This window comes from Hymenobacter koreensis, assembly GCF_039541855.1.
GTDB classification, from domain to species: Bacteria; Bacteroidota; Bacteroidia; order Cytophagales; family Hymenobacteraceae; genus Solirubrum; species Solirubrum koreensis.
Genome location: NZ_BAABHA010000003.1, coordinates 22,208 through 37,892, shown reverse-complemented (window position 1 = coordinate 37,892; position 15,685 = coordinate 22,208). Strand labels below are relative to the sequence as shown.

The 15,685-nt window shown below is 62.6% G+C and carries 9 protein-coding genes; 2 read left to right on the top strand and 7 right to left on the bottom strand.

The features are described from left to right. The first annotated feature begins 1,162 nt into the window (after nt 1-1,162). Together kduI and ABD903_RS08560 are read left to right on the top strand one after the other, a co-directional pair. Nucleotides 1,163-1,993, top strand: coding sequence for a 5-dehydro-4-deoxy-D-glucuronate isomerase (gene kduI / locus ABD903_RS08565; protein WP_345223272.1), 831 nt, complete (start codon nt 1,163-1,165; stop codon nt 1,991-1,993). A gap of 481 nt (nt 1,994-2,474) precedes the next feature. Continuing rightward, nucleotides 2,475-3,500 (top strand): right-handed parallel beta-helix repeat-containing protein, encoded by a 1,026-nt coding sequence (locus tag ABD903_RS08560; RefSeq protein ID WP_345223270.1) that lies wholly within the window; start codon nt 2,475-2,477, stop codon nt 3,498-3,500. 166 nt (nt 3,501-3,666) lie between these two features. On the opposite strand, the gene ABD903_RS08555 is transcribed toward ABD903_RS08560, so the two are convergent. From ABD903_RS08555 to ABD903_RS08525, 7 genes are all read right to left on the bottom strand, one after another. Then, nucleotides 3,667-4,896: a glycoside hydrolase family 88 protein gene (locus ABD903_RS08555; protein ID WP_345223269.1), complete on the bottom strand. Its 1,230-nt coding sequence runs from the start codon at nt 4,894-4,896 to the stop codon at nt 3,667-3,669. Between the two features lie 226 nt (nt 4,897-5,122). Then, entirely contained in the window at nt 5,123-7,594 is a 2,472-nt protein-coding gene (locus ABD903_RS08550) for a glycoside hydrolase family 2 TIM barrel-domain containing protein (RefSeq protein ID WP_345223267.1), read from the bottom strand. Beyond that, complete coding sequence (gene uxuA, locus ABD903_RS08545) at nt 7,591-8,832, bottom strand: mannonate dehydratase (RefSeq protein ID WP_345223265.1); 1,242 nt, start codon at nt 8,830-8,832, stop codon at nt 7,591-7,593. The genes ABD903_RS08550 and uxuA overlap by 4 nt, the downstream gene beginning before the upstream one ends. Before the next feature lie 52 nt (nt 8,833-8,884). Further along, on the bottom strand, nt 8,885-9,781 hold the full coding sequence (locus ABD903_RS08540) for an SDR family oxidoreductase (protein WP_345223263.1): 897 nt from the start codon (nt 9,779-9,781) through the stop codon (nt 8,885-8,887). Further along, nucleotides 9,769-10,959 carry an alginate lyase family protein gene (locus ABD903_RS08535; protein ID WP_345223261.1) on the bottom strand — a complete coding sequence of 397 codons (1,191 nt, stop codon included), beginning with the start codon at nt 10,957-10,959 and terminating at the stop codon, nt 9,769-9,771. The genes ABD903_RS08540 and ABD903_RS08535 overlap by 13 nt, the downstream gene beginning before the upstream one ends. A gap of 3 nt (nt 10,960-10,962) precedes the next feature. Continuing rightward, the gene (locus tag ABD903_RS08530; RefSeq protein ID WP_345223259.1) at nt 10,963-12,384 is read right to left on the bottom strand and encodes a RagB/SusD family nutrient uptake outer membrane protein; all 1,422 of its coding nucleotides are present in this window, start codon (nt 12,382-12,384) and stop codon (nt 10,963-10,965) included. A 27-nt stretch (nt 12,385-12,411) separates the two neighbouring features. Next, the gene (locus ABD903_RS08525) at nt 12,412-15,468 is read right to left on the bottom strand and encodes a SusC/RagA family TonB-linked outer membrane protein (protein WP_345223257.1); all 3,057 of its coding nucleotides are present in this window, start codon (nt 15,466-15,468) and stop codon (nt 12,412-12,414) included. Nucleotides 15,469-15,685: the final 217 nt, after the last annotated feature.

Sequence of the window (15,685 nt, the reverse complement as noted above, 5' to 3'; positions counted from 1 at the left end):
GCCGGCTGGTAGCTGGCGTAAATACAAGCAAGGAAGAGGCCACGCATTGCCTGTTCCGTAGGCTGATTAGGCCAGCTACATTAAGTCAATCAGCGCCCTAACCTACCAGAGCTCCGGTCCACGGCGGACTGCGACCGGGAAAAGCATTTAATGAAGATCCTTAGGAAGAGCAACTCTTCATGCTTTTTGAATCTCGTTGTGGCGCTGGTTAGCGAACCACTTTTGAGCCCCGTAGGTAGGGGGACTAACAGGTATGCGTTAGTCGTTACACTCGAACCAAAGCCTGCTTGAGTTGCTGCGAATGCAACATCTCAAGCAGTACCTACACAACAAATCACGCAGTTCTGCAGTCCTTGCTTTGACCTGTTTCCCCGGAAATCAAGCCGCTAGCAAGCGGCTTGCAACTCCGCTTCGTAGTAGCAGTCCCAAAACCCATCGTTAAGTTGGTACACGTTAAGCCGGTGTACAAGACCGGTTCGGCGAAGGCGGGCCTTGACATGGCCGCGCCAGATGACGGTACAGGGGCCAACACCGGTACCCGGTATTACAGGCTGGCCGATTGCAAAAGCAAAAACCGAGTTTTTAAGGGGTGAGAAAAAAGCAGCCCCTGCCTCCGTTGCCTCGGGAATTACCTTTTCAGCCAAACAGGCTTGCTCGTGCCATGCCAACGGCTCTCCGCAGCTAAAGCATAGGGACGCGTCAAAAACATCGGCCTTGGCGGAACCACCAATGACCTCGGACTCATTCCCTGTCAATGCATCCAAAACCACTGTTCTCGAGGTTCTTTTACTAACTGCCATGTGCGGTTTGGCTTAATCCTTTAGCTAAAGTAACCTGCGCTAACGATTTTGGCAAAAGAGGGAGAGAAACCTAATGCAAAAGGCTATGAGTATAGAGTTAGCTGTTTACCTGAAACACAACCCTTGATGCCCGGTTGTATCCAAGCAAAGCGAATGACAGCACCTAACGGATTTTCCGGCCATACAAAGCAAACAGTGTGGATGCAGTGCCCGATGACAGCCATTTGGCGCGTTACTGGGCCCCGTGTTACTTTGGATAAGGCTGGCTGCATTCTACCAGTTAATTTCAAGCAGCGGATACAGCAGCCCAGGCACCTGATGCCGAATTTACCTTGGCTGGCCTTTTTTGTTAATTGAGCTTCATGCAAACCCGTTACGCCAGCAGCCCGCGCGAAACCGCCGCCCTGACGACCGACCAACTGCGGTCTGACTTTCTCATTGAGCGGGTGTTCACGCCGGGCCGGATCGAGCTGGTGTACTCGCACTACGACCGGATGATTATCGGCGGCGCCATGCCCACGGCCGAGGCGCTGGCCTTGCCCAACCCCGCGAGCCTGAAAGCCGAGTATTTCCTGGAGCGCCGTGAGCTGGGCATCTTGAACGTAGGCGGCGCGGGCCAGGTAACCGTGGACGGCACCGCGTACGCGCTGGGCCCCCAGGATTGCCTCTACGTGGGCAAGGCGTCGCGCGAGGTGGTATTCCGCAGCCAGGACGCCGGGCAGCCGGCTAAGTTCTACTTACTCTCGGCGCCGGCCCACGCGGTGCACCCCACCGCGCGCCGCACCCGGGCCGAGGCCACGCCCGTGGAGATGGGCGCGCTGGAAACGGCCAACCGCCGCACCATTTACAAATACATCTACGCCGAGGGCATCCCGAGCTGCCAGCTGGTGATGGGCCTCACGCAGCTGCAGCCCGGCAGCGTGTGGAACACCATGCCCGCCCACACCCACGACCGGCGCATGGAGGCGTACCTCTACTTCAACCTGCCCGAGGGCCAGCGCGTGCTGCACCTCATGGGCGAGCCCACGGCCACCCGCTCGCTGTGGGTGAGCAACGAGCAAGCCATCATTTCCCCGCCCTGGTCGGTGCACACCGGCTGCGGCACGGCGGCCTACGCCTTCATCTGGGGCATGGCCGGCGAGAACCGCGCGTACACCGACATGGACGCCGTGGCGCTGCACGAACTCCAATAGGCTTTGGGGTGCTGCCCACCAGCATTGCAGGGGCTGGAAAACAATTGCCGCCCGCGGTCCGGCTTTGCTGAGCCTGGCTTAAGGCCTGCCGTGGGAATCCCGGTGGCCAAAACACACATGAATTACTGACCGCACCCAGCAGCTTTCGGAGCTTCTTGAGTGGGCGCAATGCGAGAAGCCGGAGCGTAAACGTTTCCGTAAACGATAACGCTAATAAATCCGGATTGAAGCGAGGAAGCCGCTGGGAGAAAAACTAAGTTTAGGTCAGGCAGCAGGTAAATTTCTTATTAAGCAGGCGGCTGCCTTCCTACTCGCTGCCCCGACCCTACGCACGAAGCGCAGTAGGTTCTACCACTCGGGGAAAGCCCCACGATCTTAAATACCTGTTTCGGGACCCGTTTGAGCGGGTCCTAGGCTACTTATTGACTTTGCTTTTTCCGGGTCCCGGCCCGCCATTCCCTAACCCAACCAAAACCCTCGTATGCGCTCCACTTACCACCTCCTCGCAGCCACGCTGCTGCTCGCCGCTTGCGGCAAAAACACTCCAGAACCTACCCCCTCTGCGGCCCTGGAGGCCGGCACCCGTACCGAAGCGGCCACAGTCTCCGTCTCCACTGCCACCCAACTGCAGAACGCCCTTAATACGGCCACGGCCGGCACCATTATCAGCCTGGCCGATGGCACCTACACCGGGCAGTTCAGCATTCCGGCCGGGCGCCACGGCACCAGCAGCAGCCGCATCATCGTCACGGGCACGCGCCTGGCCATTCTGCAAACCAATTCCCGCAGCAGCGGCAAAGCCGCGTTGAACCTGTTGGGCAACAACTACTGGGAGTTCCGGGGCTTTTCGGTCACGAACTCCAAGAAGGGCATCATGACCGACAACAGCAACAACAACGTGTTCGACCGCCTCAGCATCCGCGACATGGGCGACGAAGGCATCCACTTCCGTACCAACAGCAAGTACAACGTGCTCAAGTACTCGGAAATTAAGAACATGGGCACCGTTACGGCGGGCTACGGCGAGGGTGCCTACATCGGTTCGGCCAAGAGCAACTGGAGCACTTACATGGGCAGCAGCACCACGCCCGACCGCTCCGATTACAACCGGATTGAAAACAACACCTTCGGCCCCGACGTGCGCGCCGAGCATATCGACGTGAAAGAAGGCACCACCGGCGGCACCGTGTCGGGCAACACTTTTAACGGTGCGGGCATGAGCGGCGCCAACTACGCCGATTCCTGGATGGATGTGAAGGGCAACGGGTACACCATCAGCGGCAACAACGGCAACACCGCCCGCCTTGATGGCTTTCAGACCCACGTGGCCCTCACCGGCTGGGGCCGCGACAACAAGTTTTCCGGCAACACCTGCAACGTGGGCGCCAGCGGCTACGGCTTCAACATCCAGCAAACCAGCGGCTCGGCCAACGGCAACATCGTGTACGCCAACAACAGCGTGACCAACGCCGGCAGCGGTTTCGCCAACATCACGGTGACGCCCTGAGCAGTCCAAATGTACTCGACCGGTAACGAAAAGGCCCGCCAGCAGACGCTGGCGGGCCTTTTCGTTGCTTCGTTCAAGCGGCTGACTTTTACCCGGCAGCGACTCCTTAGCTACAATCCATTTATTGATTGAGTGCGTCTCCTCTTCATGGCATCGGGAAAGCGGTTTACTGCACTGGCAGCGCCGCCCCCGCGGCCAGGCTTTTGCGCCGCAGCAAGGCTTCCATAAAGTAGTAGTCGGCGTAGCTCAGGGGCACGTCGATTTCGGTGCCGCCGGGCTTGGAGCCGGTGCTGTGCAGCAGCAGAAAACCCCGGCTGCCGCCGGGCTTGGCCAAGTACTTACCGGCCAGGCTGCTCATCATGCGGTCGGCCTGGCGACGGTACTCGGCACCGTTGGGGCTGTAGGTGCTCAGCTCGTAGAGGCCCGAGGCAATAACCGCAGCGGCCGAAGCGTCGCGGGGCTCGTTCGGGATGCCGGGCGCGTTAAAGTCCCAGTAGGGCACGCCGTCGGCGGGCAGGTTGGGGTGGGTCAGGATAAAGCGGGCCACGTTTTCGGCCTGCCGCAGGTAGACGGGGTTTTTCGTTTCGCGGTAACACAGCGTGTAGCCATATAGCGCCCAGCCCTGCCCCCGCGCCCAGGCCGACTCGTGGGCGTAACCCTGGTGGGTCTGGCGCTTGGTTACCCGGCCCGAGGCCGAGTCGTAGTCCACCACGTGGTAGGAGCTGTAATCGGGGCGGAAGTGGTTTTTGAGCGTGGTGTTAGCGTGGGCTACGGCGATTTTGTAGTATGTAGAATCGCCGCTGAGCCGGGTGGCGGCAAAGAGCAGCTCCAGGTTCATCATGTTGTCGATGATGACAGGAAAGGCCCACTTGTCGCGGCTGTGGTCCCAGGAAAGCAGGGAACCCACTTTGGGGTAGAAGCGCGTGCTGAGCGTGCGGGCCGCCTGCAGGATGACCGCGCGGTAAGCCGGATCGTTGCTGAGTCGGTAGCCCGTGCCGAAGCTGCAATACACCTTGAAACCCATGTCGTGGGTGGTGGCGTTGGTTTTTTCCCCCTCAAGGCGGGCGGTGTACTCCCGGGCCGCGGCCTGCCACTGGGCTTTGCCGGTGGCCTCGCTGAGCAGCCAGAGGTAACCGGGGAAAAAGCCGCTGGTCCAGTCCCGGGCGGGCACCACGATCAGCTCGCCGGTGGGCGTGAGGCTGCGCGGCGAGACCGGTACGGGTTTGCCGGGCGCGGCGGCGACCTGCTGCTGAATGGCCGGCGGCAGTTGGCGTTGCAGGATGGCGGCCTGGGTTTCGGCCCGCTTCAGCACCTTGCGCTGGGAAAAGGACTGGCCCGCGGCGGGGGCAGCAACTAAGGCCAGGGCCGCAGCCGGCAGAAGGATTCGGTAGCTCATGTAAATGAAAAGCGAAATGGGCCTGGCTCTTGGACCACCGGGCGCGGCGGCTTCGCAAGGATGCCATGCAGAACTAGTCGAACCGGACCCGCCGCTTTGCCGCTTCATTCGAGGCCGTTCTCTCCCCAAAAGAAGGCGACGAGGCAGGGGTGGCCGGCAAGTGGCGGCGAGGCTTGCGTTATCGGTCGGTTTCGTTCCGCATGGCATGCCGTGCTACCCGGGTGGGTTATAAGGGAAGCAGGACCGTATCCAGTCCCGGCGAGGCGGCGGCCACGGCCGTCTGACCCGGCCGGGCCTGCAGGCGGATGATGGCCCGGCCGTTATAGGCCTGCACCTTGCGGGCGCCGCTGCTGGTGCCCAAATCGTCGAGCAGCTTGCCGGCGCCGGCCAAAGAGAAGTGCAGCCAGTTGGCCGCGTCCAGGCATTGCACGCCTTGCGCGTCAAAGAGCTTGGCTTCCACGGTAACCAGGCCGTTGGCGTCGGCTATTTTCTCCAGGGTGAGCTTGGCCGGCTTGCCCCACTTCTGGGTTTGGTAGCGGAAGCTGATCTGGTCCTGCACCGTCTGCTTGCCCTGGCGGGCCACTACACGCACTTCGTTCGGACCCGTTTTAAAGGGCACGTTCCAGTACAGGCCGGCGGCCGGGAAATCCTGGGCATTACGCTTGCGCACGCCGTAGCTTTTGCCGTTGACGAACAGCTCGGCCTGTTCGCAGTTGGAGTACACCTTCACCATTTTCTGCTCGCCCTCCTCGCCCCACCGCACGGGCCAGGAGTGGCCGTAGATGTGGGCCATGGGCTGCGCGGTCCAGTAGGATTGGAAGACGTAGAACGCTTCTTTGGGAGTGAAATCGCGCTCCACCACGCCTTTCTGGTTCATGTAGGGCACGGGGTTATCGGGGCGCACGGGCGTCGAGAAATCCTTGAAGGGCCAGTAGGCCGTGCCGCTAAGCCAGGGCATGGTTTCCTGCTCCTTGAGGTGCCAGTCCACCAGATTGCAGAGGTAGGACTCGCTCCAGTCGCCGTCCTTGGAGGCACGGGCCGAGCCGCCGAACAGCGACGCGTCGCCGGCGCGCTCGTCGGCTCCTTCACCCCGGCTGACTTTGACCAGGGCGTTGTCGGGATTCTCGGAGTGGCGGCCGGCGTGGGAGTCGCCGCCCCACTCCACGTGCAGGAAGCGCTTTACGCCCTCGAATTCCTTGCGGCTCACGTCCTTGTAATCGGTGTAAATGCCGCGGTACCAGCCGGCCCAGATCGAGGGCGAGTACACGTCCACGATGTCCTTGCAGAAGTCGCACCGGCGGATGGCGGTGTAGCGGGCCGGGTCGAGCTGGTGCGAGAGGTCATTGAGCTCGGTCATAAAGGCCCGGATTTTCTGCTTGTCGAACTCGGGGAAGTCGTTGGGCCAGTCGTTTTCGTTGCCCAGGCCCCAGATGATAACCGAGGGCCGGTTGTAGTGTTGCTGAATCATGTTGGTGAGCATGCGCCTGGCCTGGGCCTGGTACACCGGCCCGCCCAGCCCGCCCCGGCACCAGGGAATCTCTTCCCAGACCAGTATGCCCAGCGAGTCGCAGAGGTTGAGCACGATGGGCGACTGTTGATAATGGCCTAGGCGAATGAAGTTGACGCCCATCTGCTTCATCATCACCATTTCCCGGCGGATCATGGGCTCGGTCATGGCCGCGGCCACGCCGGCGTGGTCTTCGTGGCGGTGGGTACCGCGCAGCAGCAGTCGCTGCCCGTTGAGCTTGAACGGACCCTTCTCCACGAACTCAATGTGGCGGAAACCCACCTTCTCGGTTTGTTTGTAGGCTTGCGTCCCGCTGCCCACCGTGGTTTCCAGCGTGTAGAGCTGCGGCGACGTGGGCGACCACAGCCGCGGGCTCTTCACCCTGAACTGGTGCACCGGCTGCTCGCCTGCCTGCCCTTGTAGGTTACCGCGAAACTGCCCCACCGACTTGCCGCGCGGGTCGAGCAGGCGCAGCGCCACGGGCGTAGCACCGCCTGCCGCTGGGTTTAGCAAGGCGGCTTTGACCGAAAGCGTCCCGGCTTTGCCGGCGGCGTCCACGTCGGTTTTGGCCATCAGGCGCTCCAGCGACACGGCCGGGCGGTATTCCAGGTTGAGGTAGCGGTAGAGGCCGCCGTAGAGGTTAAAGTCCGACAGGTCGGAAGGAATCAGCTCCAGGTCGCGGGAGTTGTCGCAGCGAATGCTCAGCGGCACCAGGCCTTTGAAGCGGGTTTTGGCTTCGTCGGTTTGCTGGAAAGCGGCCAGGGCCTCGGTGATGTCCACACTCCATTCGTCGTAGCCGCCCACGTGGCTGCCGACTTTGGTGGTGTAGAGGTACACGTCGGTTTTCTGGCCCGCGCCCTCAAAGTGCAGCAGCGTGCGGCCGCCGGGGTACGGGTTCTGCAGGGTCAACTGGGTGCGGTACCAGCCCGGCCCCTGGTAGTAGTTCACGTCCGGATCGACGGCGTCCCGGGCGTTAAAGCAGTGGGGCAGACTGACTGGCTCCCAGAGCGGCACGCTTTCCGGGGCGCCGGCCGGCACCGGGCGTACGGCTTCCCACACGCCGCCCAGGTCTTGGCGCACAAATTCCCAGCCGCCGGTAAGCCGCTGCTTTTGCTGCGCGTGAACGGCGCCGAGCGCGGCCAGCAGCGTGGCCAGCAACAGGTGGATTTTCCTCGCGGTCAGGCGCCTCATGTTGTAGGGGACGAGTGGAGTTGCGCGGCGTACGCCGCCGCAGCGGTGTGGGACGAATCGGCGGCAGGAAACAAGCTGCGGGCAATGCCCATTTCCAGCCCGCGCAGCTCGGCCAGGCCCCGCAGCCGGCCGATGGCGGAGTAGCCGGGGTTGGTTTTTTTGTGCAAGTCGTCGAGCATCTGGTGGCCGTGGTCGGGGCGCATGGGAATGGACTCCTGCCGCAGCTGCATGGCTTCCAGCAGTGCCCGCACCACGGCGTACATGTCCACGTCGCCTTCCAGGTGGTTGTCCTCAAAAAAGTCGCCGTGCTCGTTGCGGCGGGTGCTGCGCAGGTGCACAAAGTGGATGCGGTCGGCAAAGCGGCGGACCTTGGCAGGCAGGTCGTTGTCGGGTCGCACGCCGAAGGATCCGGTGCAAAAACACAGTCCGTTGGCCGGCGAAGGCACGGCCTCAAACAACGCCTGCAGATCCTCCGCGGTGCTCACCACCCGGGGCAAACCCAGGATGGGGTACGGCGGGTCGTCGGGGTGGATGACGAGCTTCACTCCTGCTTCCTCGGCTACCGGCGTCACGTGCGCTAGAAAGTAAAGCAAGTTGGCGCGCAGGCGGTCGGCGTCGATGCCCGCGTAGGCGTCCAGGGCCTGCTGGAACTGCGCCAGGGTAAAGCTTTCCTCGCTGCCGGGCAGGCCGGCAATGATGTTGCGCTGCAGCTGCGTGTGTTCTGTTTGGCTCATGCCCGCCAGCCGCGCCTCGGCTCTGCTTAATTCCTCCGCCGAGTACTCCCCCACCGCGCCCGGGCGGCGCAGCAGCAGCGCATCGAAGGCCACGAAGGCAGCCCGCTCAAAGCGCAGGGCGCGTGAGCCGTCGGCTACGGCGTAGCTCAGGTCGGTGCGCGTCCAGTCCAGCACGGGCATGAAATTGTAGGTCACCACCCGGATGTTGCAGGCAGCCAGGTTGCGCAGGGTTTGCTGGTAGTTTCGGATGAAGACCTCAAAGCCCGGCTGCTGGGTTTTGATGTGCTCGTGCACGGGCACGCTCTCCACCACGCTCCAGCGCAGACCCGCCGACTCCAGGTGCGCCTGCCGCTGCTGTATTTCCTCCACCGACCACACCGCGCCGTTGGGCACGTGGTGCAGGGCCGTCACCACGCCGGTGCAGCCCGCCTGCCGGATGTCGGTTAAGCTAACCGGGTCGTTCGGGCCAAACCAGCGCATGGTTTGCTCCATTAAGTATGTCATGGGTAATGCTGGAGTGCTGAATAAGAATGATACGAGGCGCGGTGAGGCTGTTTTACACGCCGCCGAAGATGGAAAATCCCCCGTCAACGCAGATCATGGAGCCCGTCACAAATTTTGAGGCGTCGCTGAGCAGCCATACCAGGGCGCCCTTGAGCTCATCGGGGTGGCCGAAGCGCTTAAAGGGCGTCTGGCGGATAACTTTTTCGCCGCGCTCGGTGAACGTGCCGTCCGGGTTGGTGAGCAGGTTGCGGTTTTGCTCGGTTAAAAAAAAGCCCGGCGCCAGCGCGTTCATGCGGATCTGGTCGCCGTAGCGGTGGGCCATTTCCACGGCAAACCACTGGTTGTAGCAGTCCAGCGCGGCCTTGCCCATGTTGTAGCCCAGCACCTTGGTGATGGCCCGCTTGGAGTTCATGGACGAGATGTTGACGATGCTGCCGTTGCCCGAGTGCGCAATGGATTCGCCGAACACTTGCGTGGGCAGGATGGCACCCCAGAGGTTCAGGTCCATCACCCGCTTCATGCCGGCCAAGTTCATCCGGAACACGTTGTCGGTGGGGTCCAGCACGCCGTCGGGGCCGTTGCCGCCGGCGGCGTTTACCAGCCCGTCGATGCGGCCGTAGGTGCTCACGACCCGGTCGCAGGCGGCTTCCAACTGCGCTTCGTCGAGTACGTCGGCCACCACGGCCAGGGCTTGGCCGCCCAGCTCCTTGACGGCTTCGGCCCGCTCGTGGGCCACCGCTTGGTTGCGGCCCAGGATAACCACCGTGCCGCCGGCCTCGGCAATGCCGTTGACAAAGGACTGGCCCAAAATGCCCGTGCCGCCGGTTACGACGATGACCTTGCCGTGCAGGGAAAAGCTTGCGCTAATGCTGGTGGGGTCGGGCAAATTGGGAGGTTTTGGGTGCGCCACCCCGTTCGGGGAAGTTTTGGAATTGATTACAGCGTCCATGGAGTAGGAATAAAATCGGGGTAACGCGCCAGTACCAAGGCGGCTTCCAGTTCGGGGTAGTGGGGCGCGGCGTGGTGGTAGAGCGCCAAAATGGTGGTGTGATTGGCCGGCGCTGCATCGGGCCGGTCCAGTTGCTTTTCGCTCAGCAGGTAAGGCTTAAACCAGGCCACGGCCGGGCGCAGCCCGCGGCCGTCGGGGGTGGAGTAGTGCCAGAGGTCCACGCCCACGTGCCGGGCCAGCACCGCCAGCTGTACCCAGCCTTGCAGGTTCATGGTAGTGTAGTTCCAGGGGCGGGTGCGCGCCAACTCCAGCGGCTGGGCACCGTCGAGGGCCAGCTGCACCGCGAGGCGCGGCAGGGTTTGGGTGTGGATGGTGCGCCGGGCCAGGGCCGAGTCGCCGGTAAACAGGGCAAAACTGACCAGCTGCACGTCGTAGAACGTGCCGTGGTTGTTGGAGCTGCGGCCTTCTTCCCGTCCCAGCTCGCTGCTGGTAAGCCACCGGGTGTAGAGCCGAAACCAGGTTTTCAAGCCGGTTTCCAGCGCCGCGTCCGCGCTGGGGCTGCCGCGCAGTAGCCCCAGCGCCTCCGGCACGTCCACCAGGTGGCGGGTGCGGATAATGCCGTAGCTGCGGCCTGGGGCCGTGCCCGGTATGCCCTGCCCAAAGTTCAGGTTGGGGTTCATGCGCGTGGCCGGGTCCAGAAAGAACACCCGCAACAGGCGCGCGGCATGGGCGGCGTACGGCTGCCTAGTTGTGAAGTAATACGCCAGGGCCAGGGCTTTCACGTCCTCGCACAGCTTGCTCAAGTGCTCGGCATCCTTTAGCTGCTGACTTTCCGGATTTACCAACCCGTCTTTTTGAATGTAGGGCCGTCCGCCGGGCTTGCGCGGGTCGGGCCAGAAGTACGGCGCCTGCGACACGAAATCATGCCGGTCGCCGCTGGGCGGCAGCTGCTTTTTGTCCGTCACGGTGTAGGGGCCGCGCTTCAAAGCCTGATCGGCCTGGCGGAGTACGGCTTGCACCGCCTGCGTTTCGGCGAGGCTGCCGCGGCGGTAAGCGGCCCGGTAAGCCGTCATGGCGGCCGAGTCGAGCAGCCGCAGGGTGTTGGGGGCCGCCGCTTGCGCCGCGCCCCCCAACAACAGGCCCCAGATCAGCCCCCACCACTTGCCCGCGTACTGCATCCGTTAATGCCCGGGATTCTGGGTTACGTTCGGGTTCAGCAGCAGCTCCGACTGCGGAATCGGGAACAAAAGGTATTTCGGGTCCACGGCATTGGGCTGGATGGCCGCGGGTTTGCGCACCTGGAGCAGCCGACCCAGGCGCACCAAATCGTACCAGCGGTGGCCTTCGATGCACAGCTCCCAGGCCCGCTCTCGCAGCAGCAGGTCCACAAACGCTTCCCGGGTGGTGGGCGTGGTGGGCAGGGCGGCCAGGCCGGCGCGCAGCCGCACTTGGTTGATGTTGATATACTTATCGGTGCCGGCGGGGTTCAACTCGTTCAGGATTTCCGAGCGCAGCAGCAGCACGTCGGCGTAGCGGGTGACGAGCCAGTTGGCCCGGGAGTCGTTGCCGGCGCGCCGGTCGTCGCGGAACTTGTTGAAGTAAAAGCGAGGCAGCGTGGTGGAGCCGGCTACGTTGCTGATGTTCCAGGCCCGGCGCACGTCGGTGGTAGCGTACGAGGCGGCAAAAGCGTCTTCCACCGTGAACGAGCCCAAGCCTTGCAGCTGCGTGGGCAGAAACTGGCGCACGATGATGTTGCCCGTGTTGGGCGGCAAATCAAACTGCACCGAAAAGATGTGCTCGGGCCCGTTTTCGCGGTCGGGCAGGAACACGTCGCCGTAAGTGGGCAGCAGCGAATAGCGGTTCGAGGCGATGACGCGGTTGCAGGCCTCCAATGCCTTTTGGTTGTCCTCGGCTTGCTGGGCGCTGGTGGTGGCGCGGGTGCGGTAGGCCTTGGCCAGCAGGGCGGCCGCTGCCCCGCTCGAGACGCGGCCTTTCTCGCCGGCCGGAATCAGGTTTTCGGGCAGGCAGTTGGCTTCGGCAAACTGCAGGTCCAGGATAATCTGCTCGTACACCTGGGCCAGCGGGGTGCGGGCTTGGCGCAGTTCTTCGTTGGGGCTGCGCACACTGGTGAGCCGCAGCGGCACGTCGCCGAAGCAGCGCACCAGGTCGAAGTAGGCCATGGCGCGCAGAAAGCGGGCGTTGCCCACCAGGTTGTTGCGCTTGGCTTCGTCCATGCTGATGCCGGGCACTTTCTCAATCACGTCGTTGGCCCGGTTGATCAGGCGGTACGAGCTGGTCCACCAGTTGCTGATTTCGGTCAGCGTCGCGTTGTAGGCAAAGCGCGAGAGCAGGGCCCGCTCGTCGGTGGCCGAGCCCACGCGCACCAGGTCGGTGGGCAGCTCCGTAATCAGCCACACGGTGCGGCCAAAGTACACCTGCGGCTGCATGGTGCTGAACACCCCGTTCAGGGCGGCCACGGCGTCGCCTTCGTTGCGGTAGAAGTTCTCGCTGGCCACAAAGTCGGCGGGCTGCTCTTCCAGGAATTTTTCGCACCCGCCCAGGCCCAGCGTAGCCAGGGCGCAGAGAAGCAAAGTCTTTTTCATGTCGATACCAGGTCGGAGGGAAAGAGTCTAGAAGCCCACGCGCACGCCGGCCGTAAAGGAGCGGGTGGTAGGGAAGGCATTGTAGTCGGTGTTGAGGCTTAGGTTCTCGTTGCCGAAGGAGTTTACCTCCGGGTCGTAGCCCGAGTACTTGGTCCAGGTGACCAGGTTCAGGGCCGTCACGTACACGCTCGATGACTTGACGATGCCCAGCTTGGGCAGGGCGTAGCTGAGCGTCACGGTCTTGAGGCGCACGAAGGAGCCGTCCTCCACCACGTCGCTCACGATGCCGGTGCTGCGGCGCAGCACGCTGTTGGCCCGCGGGATGGTGTTGCTGGTGCCGGGGCCGTTCCAGCGGTTTACCACCGATTTGAGTTTGTTGGTGGAAGTAATGCCCGACTCGAGCTCGTAGCGGTTCAGGTTCAGCACGTCGGAGCCTTGCACGCCCTGCACAAACACGCTCAGCGTAAGCCCACCGTACTTGAAGTTGTTGGTAGCCCCGAAAATGTAGTCCGGCTGGGCCTGCCCGATGATGGTACGGTCGGCGCCGGTGATGCTGCCGTCGCCGTTCAGGTCCAGGTAACGCGGGTCGCCGGGGCGCACCACGGGCGTGCGGATGCCGCTGGCGTTGATTTCCTCCTGGGTTTGGTAGATGCCGTCGAATACGTAGCCGTAAAACGAGCCGATGGGCTGGCCCACGCGCAGGATGCTGGTGAAGCCCGTGCCGCCCGGAAACAAACTGGTGCTGGAGCTGCCCACCAGGCGCTCGGTTTCGCCCTCGCCCAGAGACAGCACCTTGTTGCGATTCAGCGAGAAATTTAGGTTGCTGGTCCAGGAAAACTTGTCGAGCTCCACGTTGGTGGTGCTCAAGGCCAGCTCCAGGCCCTTGTTGCCCACCTTGCCCACGTTCACCAGCACGTTGGGGTAGCCCGTGGTGGGCGGCGTGTTCACGAACAGCAGCAGGTCGTTGGTTTGCTTCTGGTAGTAGTCGGCCGTGAACACGATGCGGTTCTGGAACAAAGCTAGGTCCAGGCCCACGTTGCCGGAAGCAGTGGACTCCCAGCGCAGGTCTGGGTTTTCGATGTTTTGCGAGGCCAATCCTACCAAGCGGCCGCTGCCCGAGGCGTAGGCCGCCACGTCGTAACGGGCCAATGACTGGTAGTTGGCTATTTCCTGGTTGCCGGTCACGCCGTAGCTCAGGCGCAGCTTCAGGTCTGAAAGGGCCGTGAAGCGCTGCATGAATTTCTCGTCGATGAGGCGGTAGGCCACGGCCGCCGAGGGGAAGTAGCCCCACTTGTTGTTCGGCCCGAAGCGCGAGGAGCCGTCGGCGCGCATGGTGACCGTGAACAGGTACTTCTCAAACAAGCGGTAGTTGACGCGCCCAAAGTAGGAGGCCAGCGAGTTGAAGTACCGGCCCGAGGTGGGCGGCAGCGGGCTGGCGCCCAACGCCAGGTTGTCGGTGCCGAGGTCGTTGGTAAAGAAGTTGTTGGTGCGGGCGTTGAAATCCACCCCGTAAAAGCGCTGCGCCGAGAAGCCGCCCACCACGTTCAGGGCATGGTTAGGGCTCAGCTGCCGGTCGTAGGTCAGCGTGTTTTCGTTTACCCAGCTGTAGCGGCTCACGCTGCCGCGGAACGCCGAACCGCCGGTGTTGCGGCCCAGGAAGATGTCGGAGGGCCGGTACAGCTCCTGCTGCTGGTTGTTGTAGTCCAGGCCGCCGGTTACGCGCAGCGTCAGGCCCTTCACCAGCTCGTAGTTGCCGGCCACGTTCAGCAGGCCGCGAGCAGTGCTGCGCCGGTCTTTTACTTTCTCCGCGTAAGCCACCGGGTTGCCCACGTCGTCCACGTCCGTTACGGGCGTGTTGGAGAAGGTGTAGATGCCGTTGGCATCGTACACGGGGTTGATGGGGCTGAAGCGAAGCGCGTCGAGCAGCACGCCCCCGAAGGAGCCGCCCTGGGAGTTGACGAAGGCCCGCTTCTCGAACGTGCCTGCCACCTGGCTGCTGAAATCTAGGCTGAGCTTGCGGCTGATTTTCTTGTTCAGGTTCAGGCGCACGGTGCCGCGCTGAAAGCCGGAGTTCAAGATGATGCCCTCCTGATCGAAATAGTTAAAGCTCAAGTTGTAGCGCGTCTCTTCGGTGCCGCCGTTAAAGCCCACCTGGTAGTTGCTAATGCGGGCGCGGCGCAGGATGGCGTCCTGCCAGTCGGTGCCCTCCCCCATCTGGTTGATCTGATCCTGGGTGTACAGTGGGGGCGTAGTGGCGTTGGTTTGCGCCCGCACCTCGTTGAGGTAGGTGGCATATTCCTGCGCGTTCATCAGCTCGTACTGCTTGCGGATAATCTGCACGCCGGAGTACACTTCGGCATTCACGCTGTTCTTGCCGGCCTTGCCTTTCTTGGTGGTGATGAGCACCACGCCGTTGGCCCCGCGCGAGCCGTAAATGGCCGTGGACGAGGCGTCTTTGAGCACCTCTATGCTCTCGATGTCGGCCGGGTTGATGGAGTTCAGGTCGCCCGCTCCCGGAAAGCCGTCGACCACGAACAAGGGCTCGTTGCCCGAGTTGATGGAGTTCGTGCCCCGGATGCGCACCGACACGTTGCCGCCCGGTTCGGAGTTGGTTTGCGTCACTTGCACCCCGCTCACGCGCCCCTGCAAAATTTGGTCGGCGCGGGCAATGGGCACCTCCGCTACCTGCTCCGCCGACACCGAGCCCACCGAGCCCGTCAGGTCGCGCTTGCGCTGGGTGCCGTAGCCCACCACCACCACGTCGTTGAGCGCCGTGGTTGCCTCCTGCAGCGTTACCGGGCCCACCGTGCCGCCGGAACCCACGGTTACTTCCTGGGAAGCGAAGCCCACAAAGGAAAACACCAGTACCGGCCTGCCCTCGGCGGGTAGCGTCAGGCTGAACTGGCCGTTGGGGTCGGTAGCTACGCCCGTGGTGGTGCCCTTCACCACCACCGACACCCCCGGCAGCGGCGTTTTGTCGGCGCCGTTAACGACCACGCCCGAAACTTGTCGGGTCTGCGCCTGGGCTGTTAAACCGGTTAACAGCGCGGCCGGCAGCAGCAAAAGGGTAACGGTTTTTTGCATTGTGGAAAGAAGCTAAGTGGGAAATCCTGGGGTAAGGTCCACAAATCTGTCCGCCGTAAATCAGGATACCCCAACTTTATTTACGTAAACGTTTACGGTGTTTTGGGCCCCTTTCCTTAGCCCTTTCAGGCTTACCTTATAATAGTTGAATAGGTTGATAATGCTTTAATCGTCAGTATTTTAAACCCTACATGTTTGACGAAAACCAAAATACACG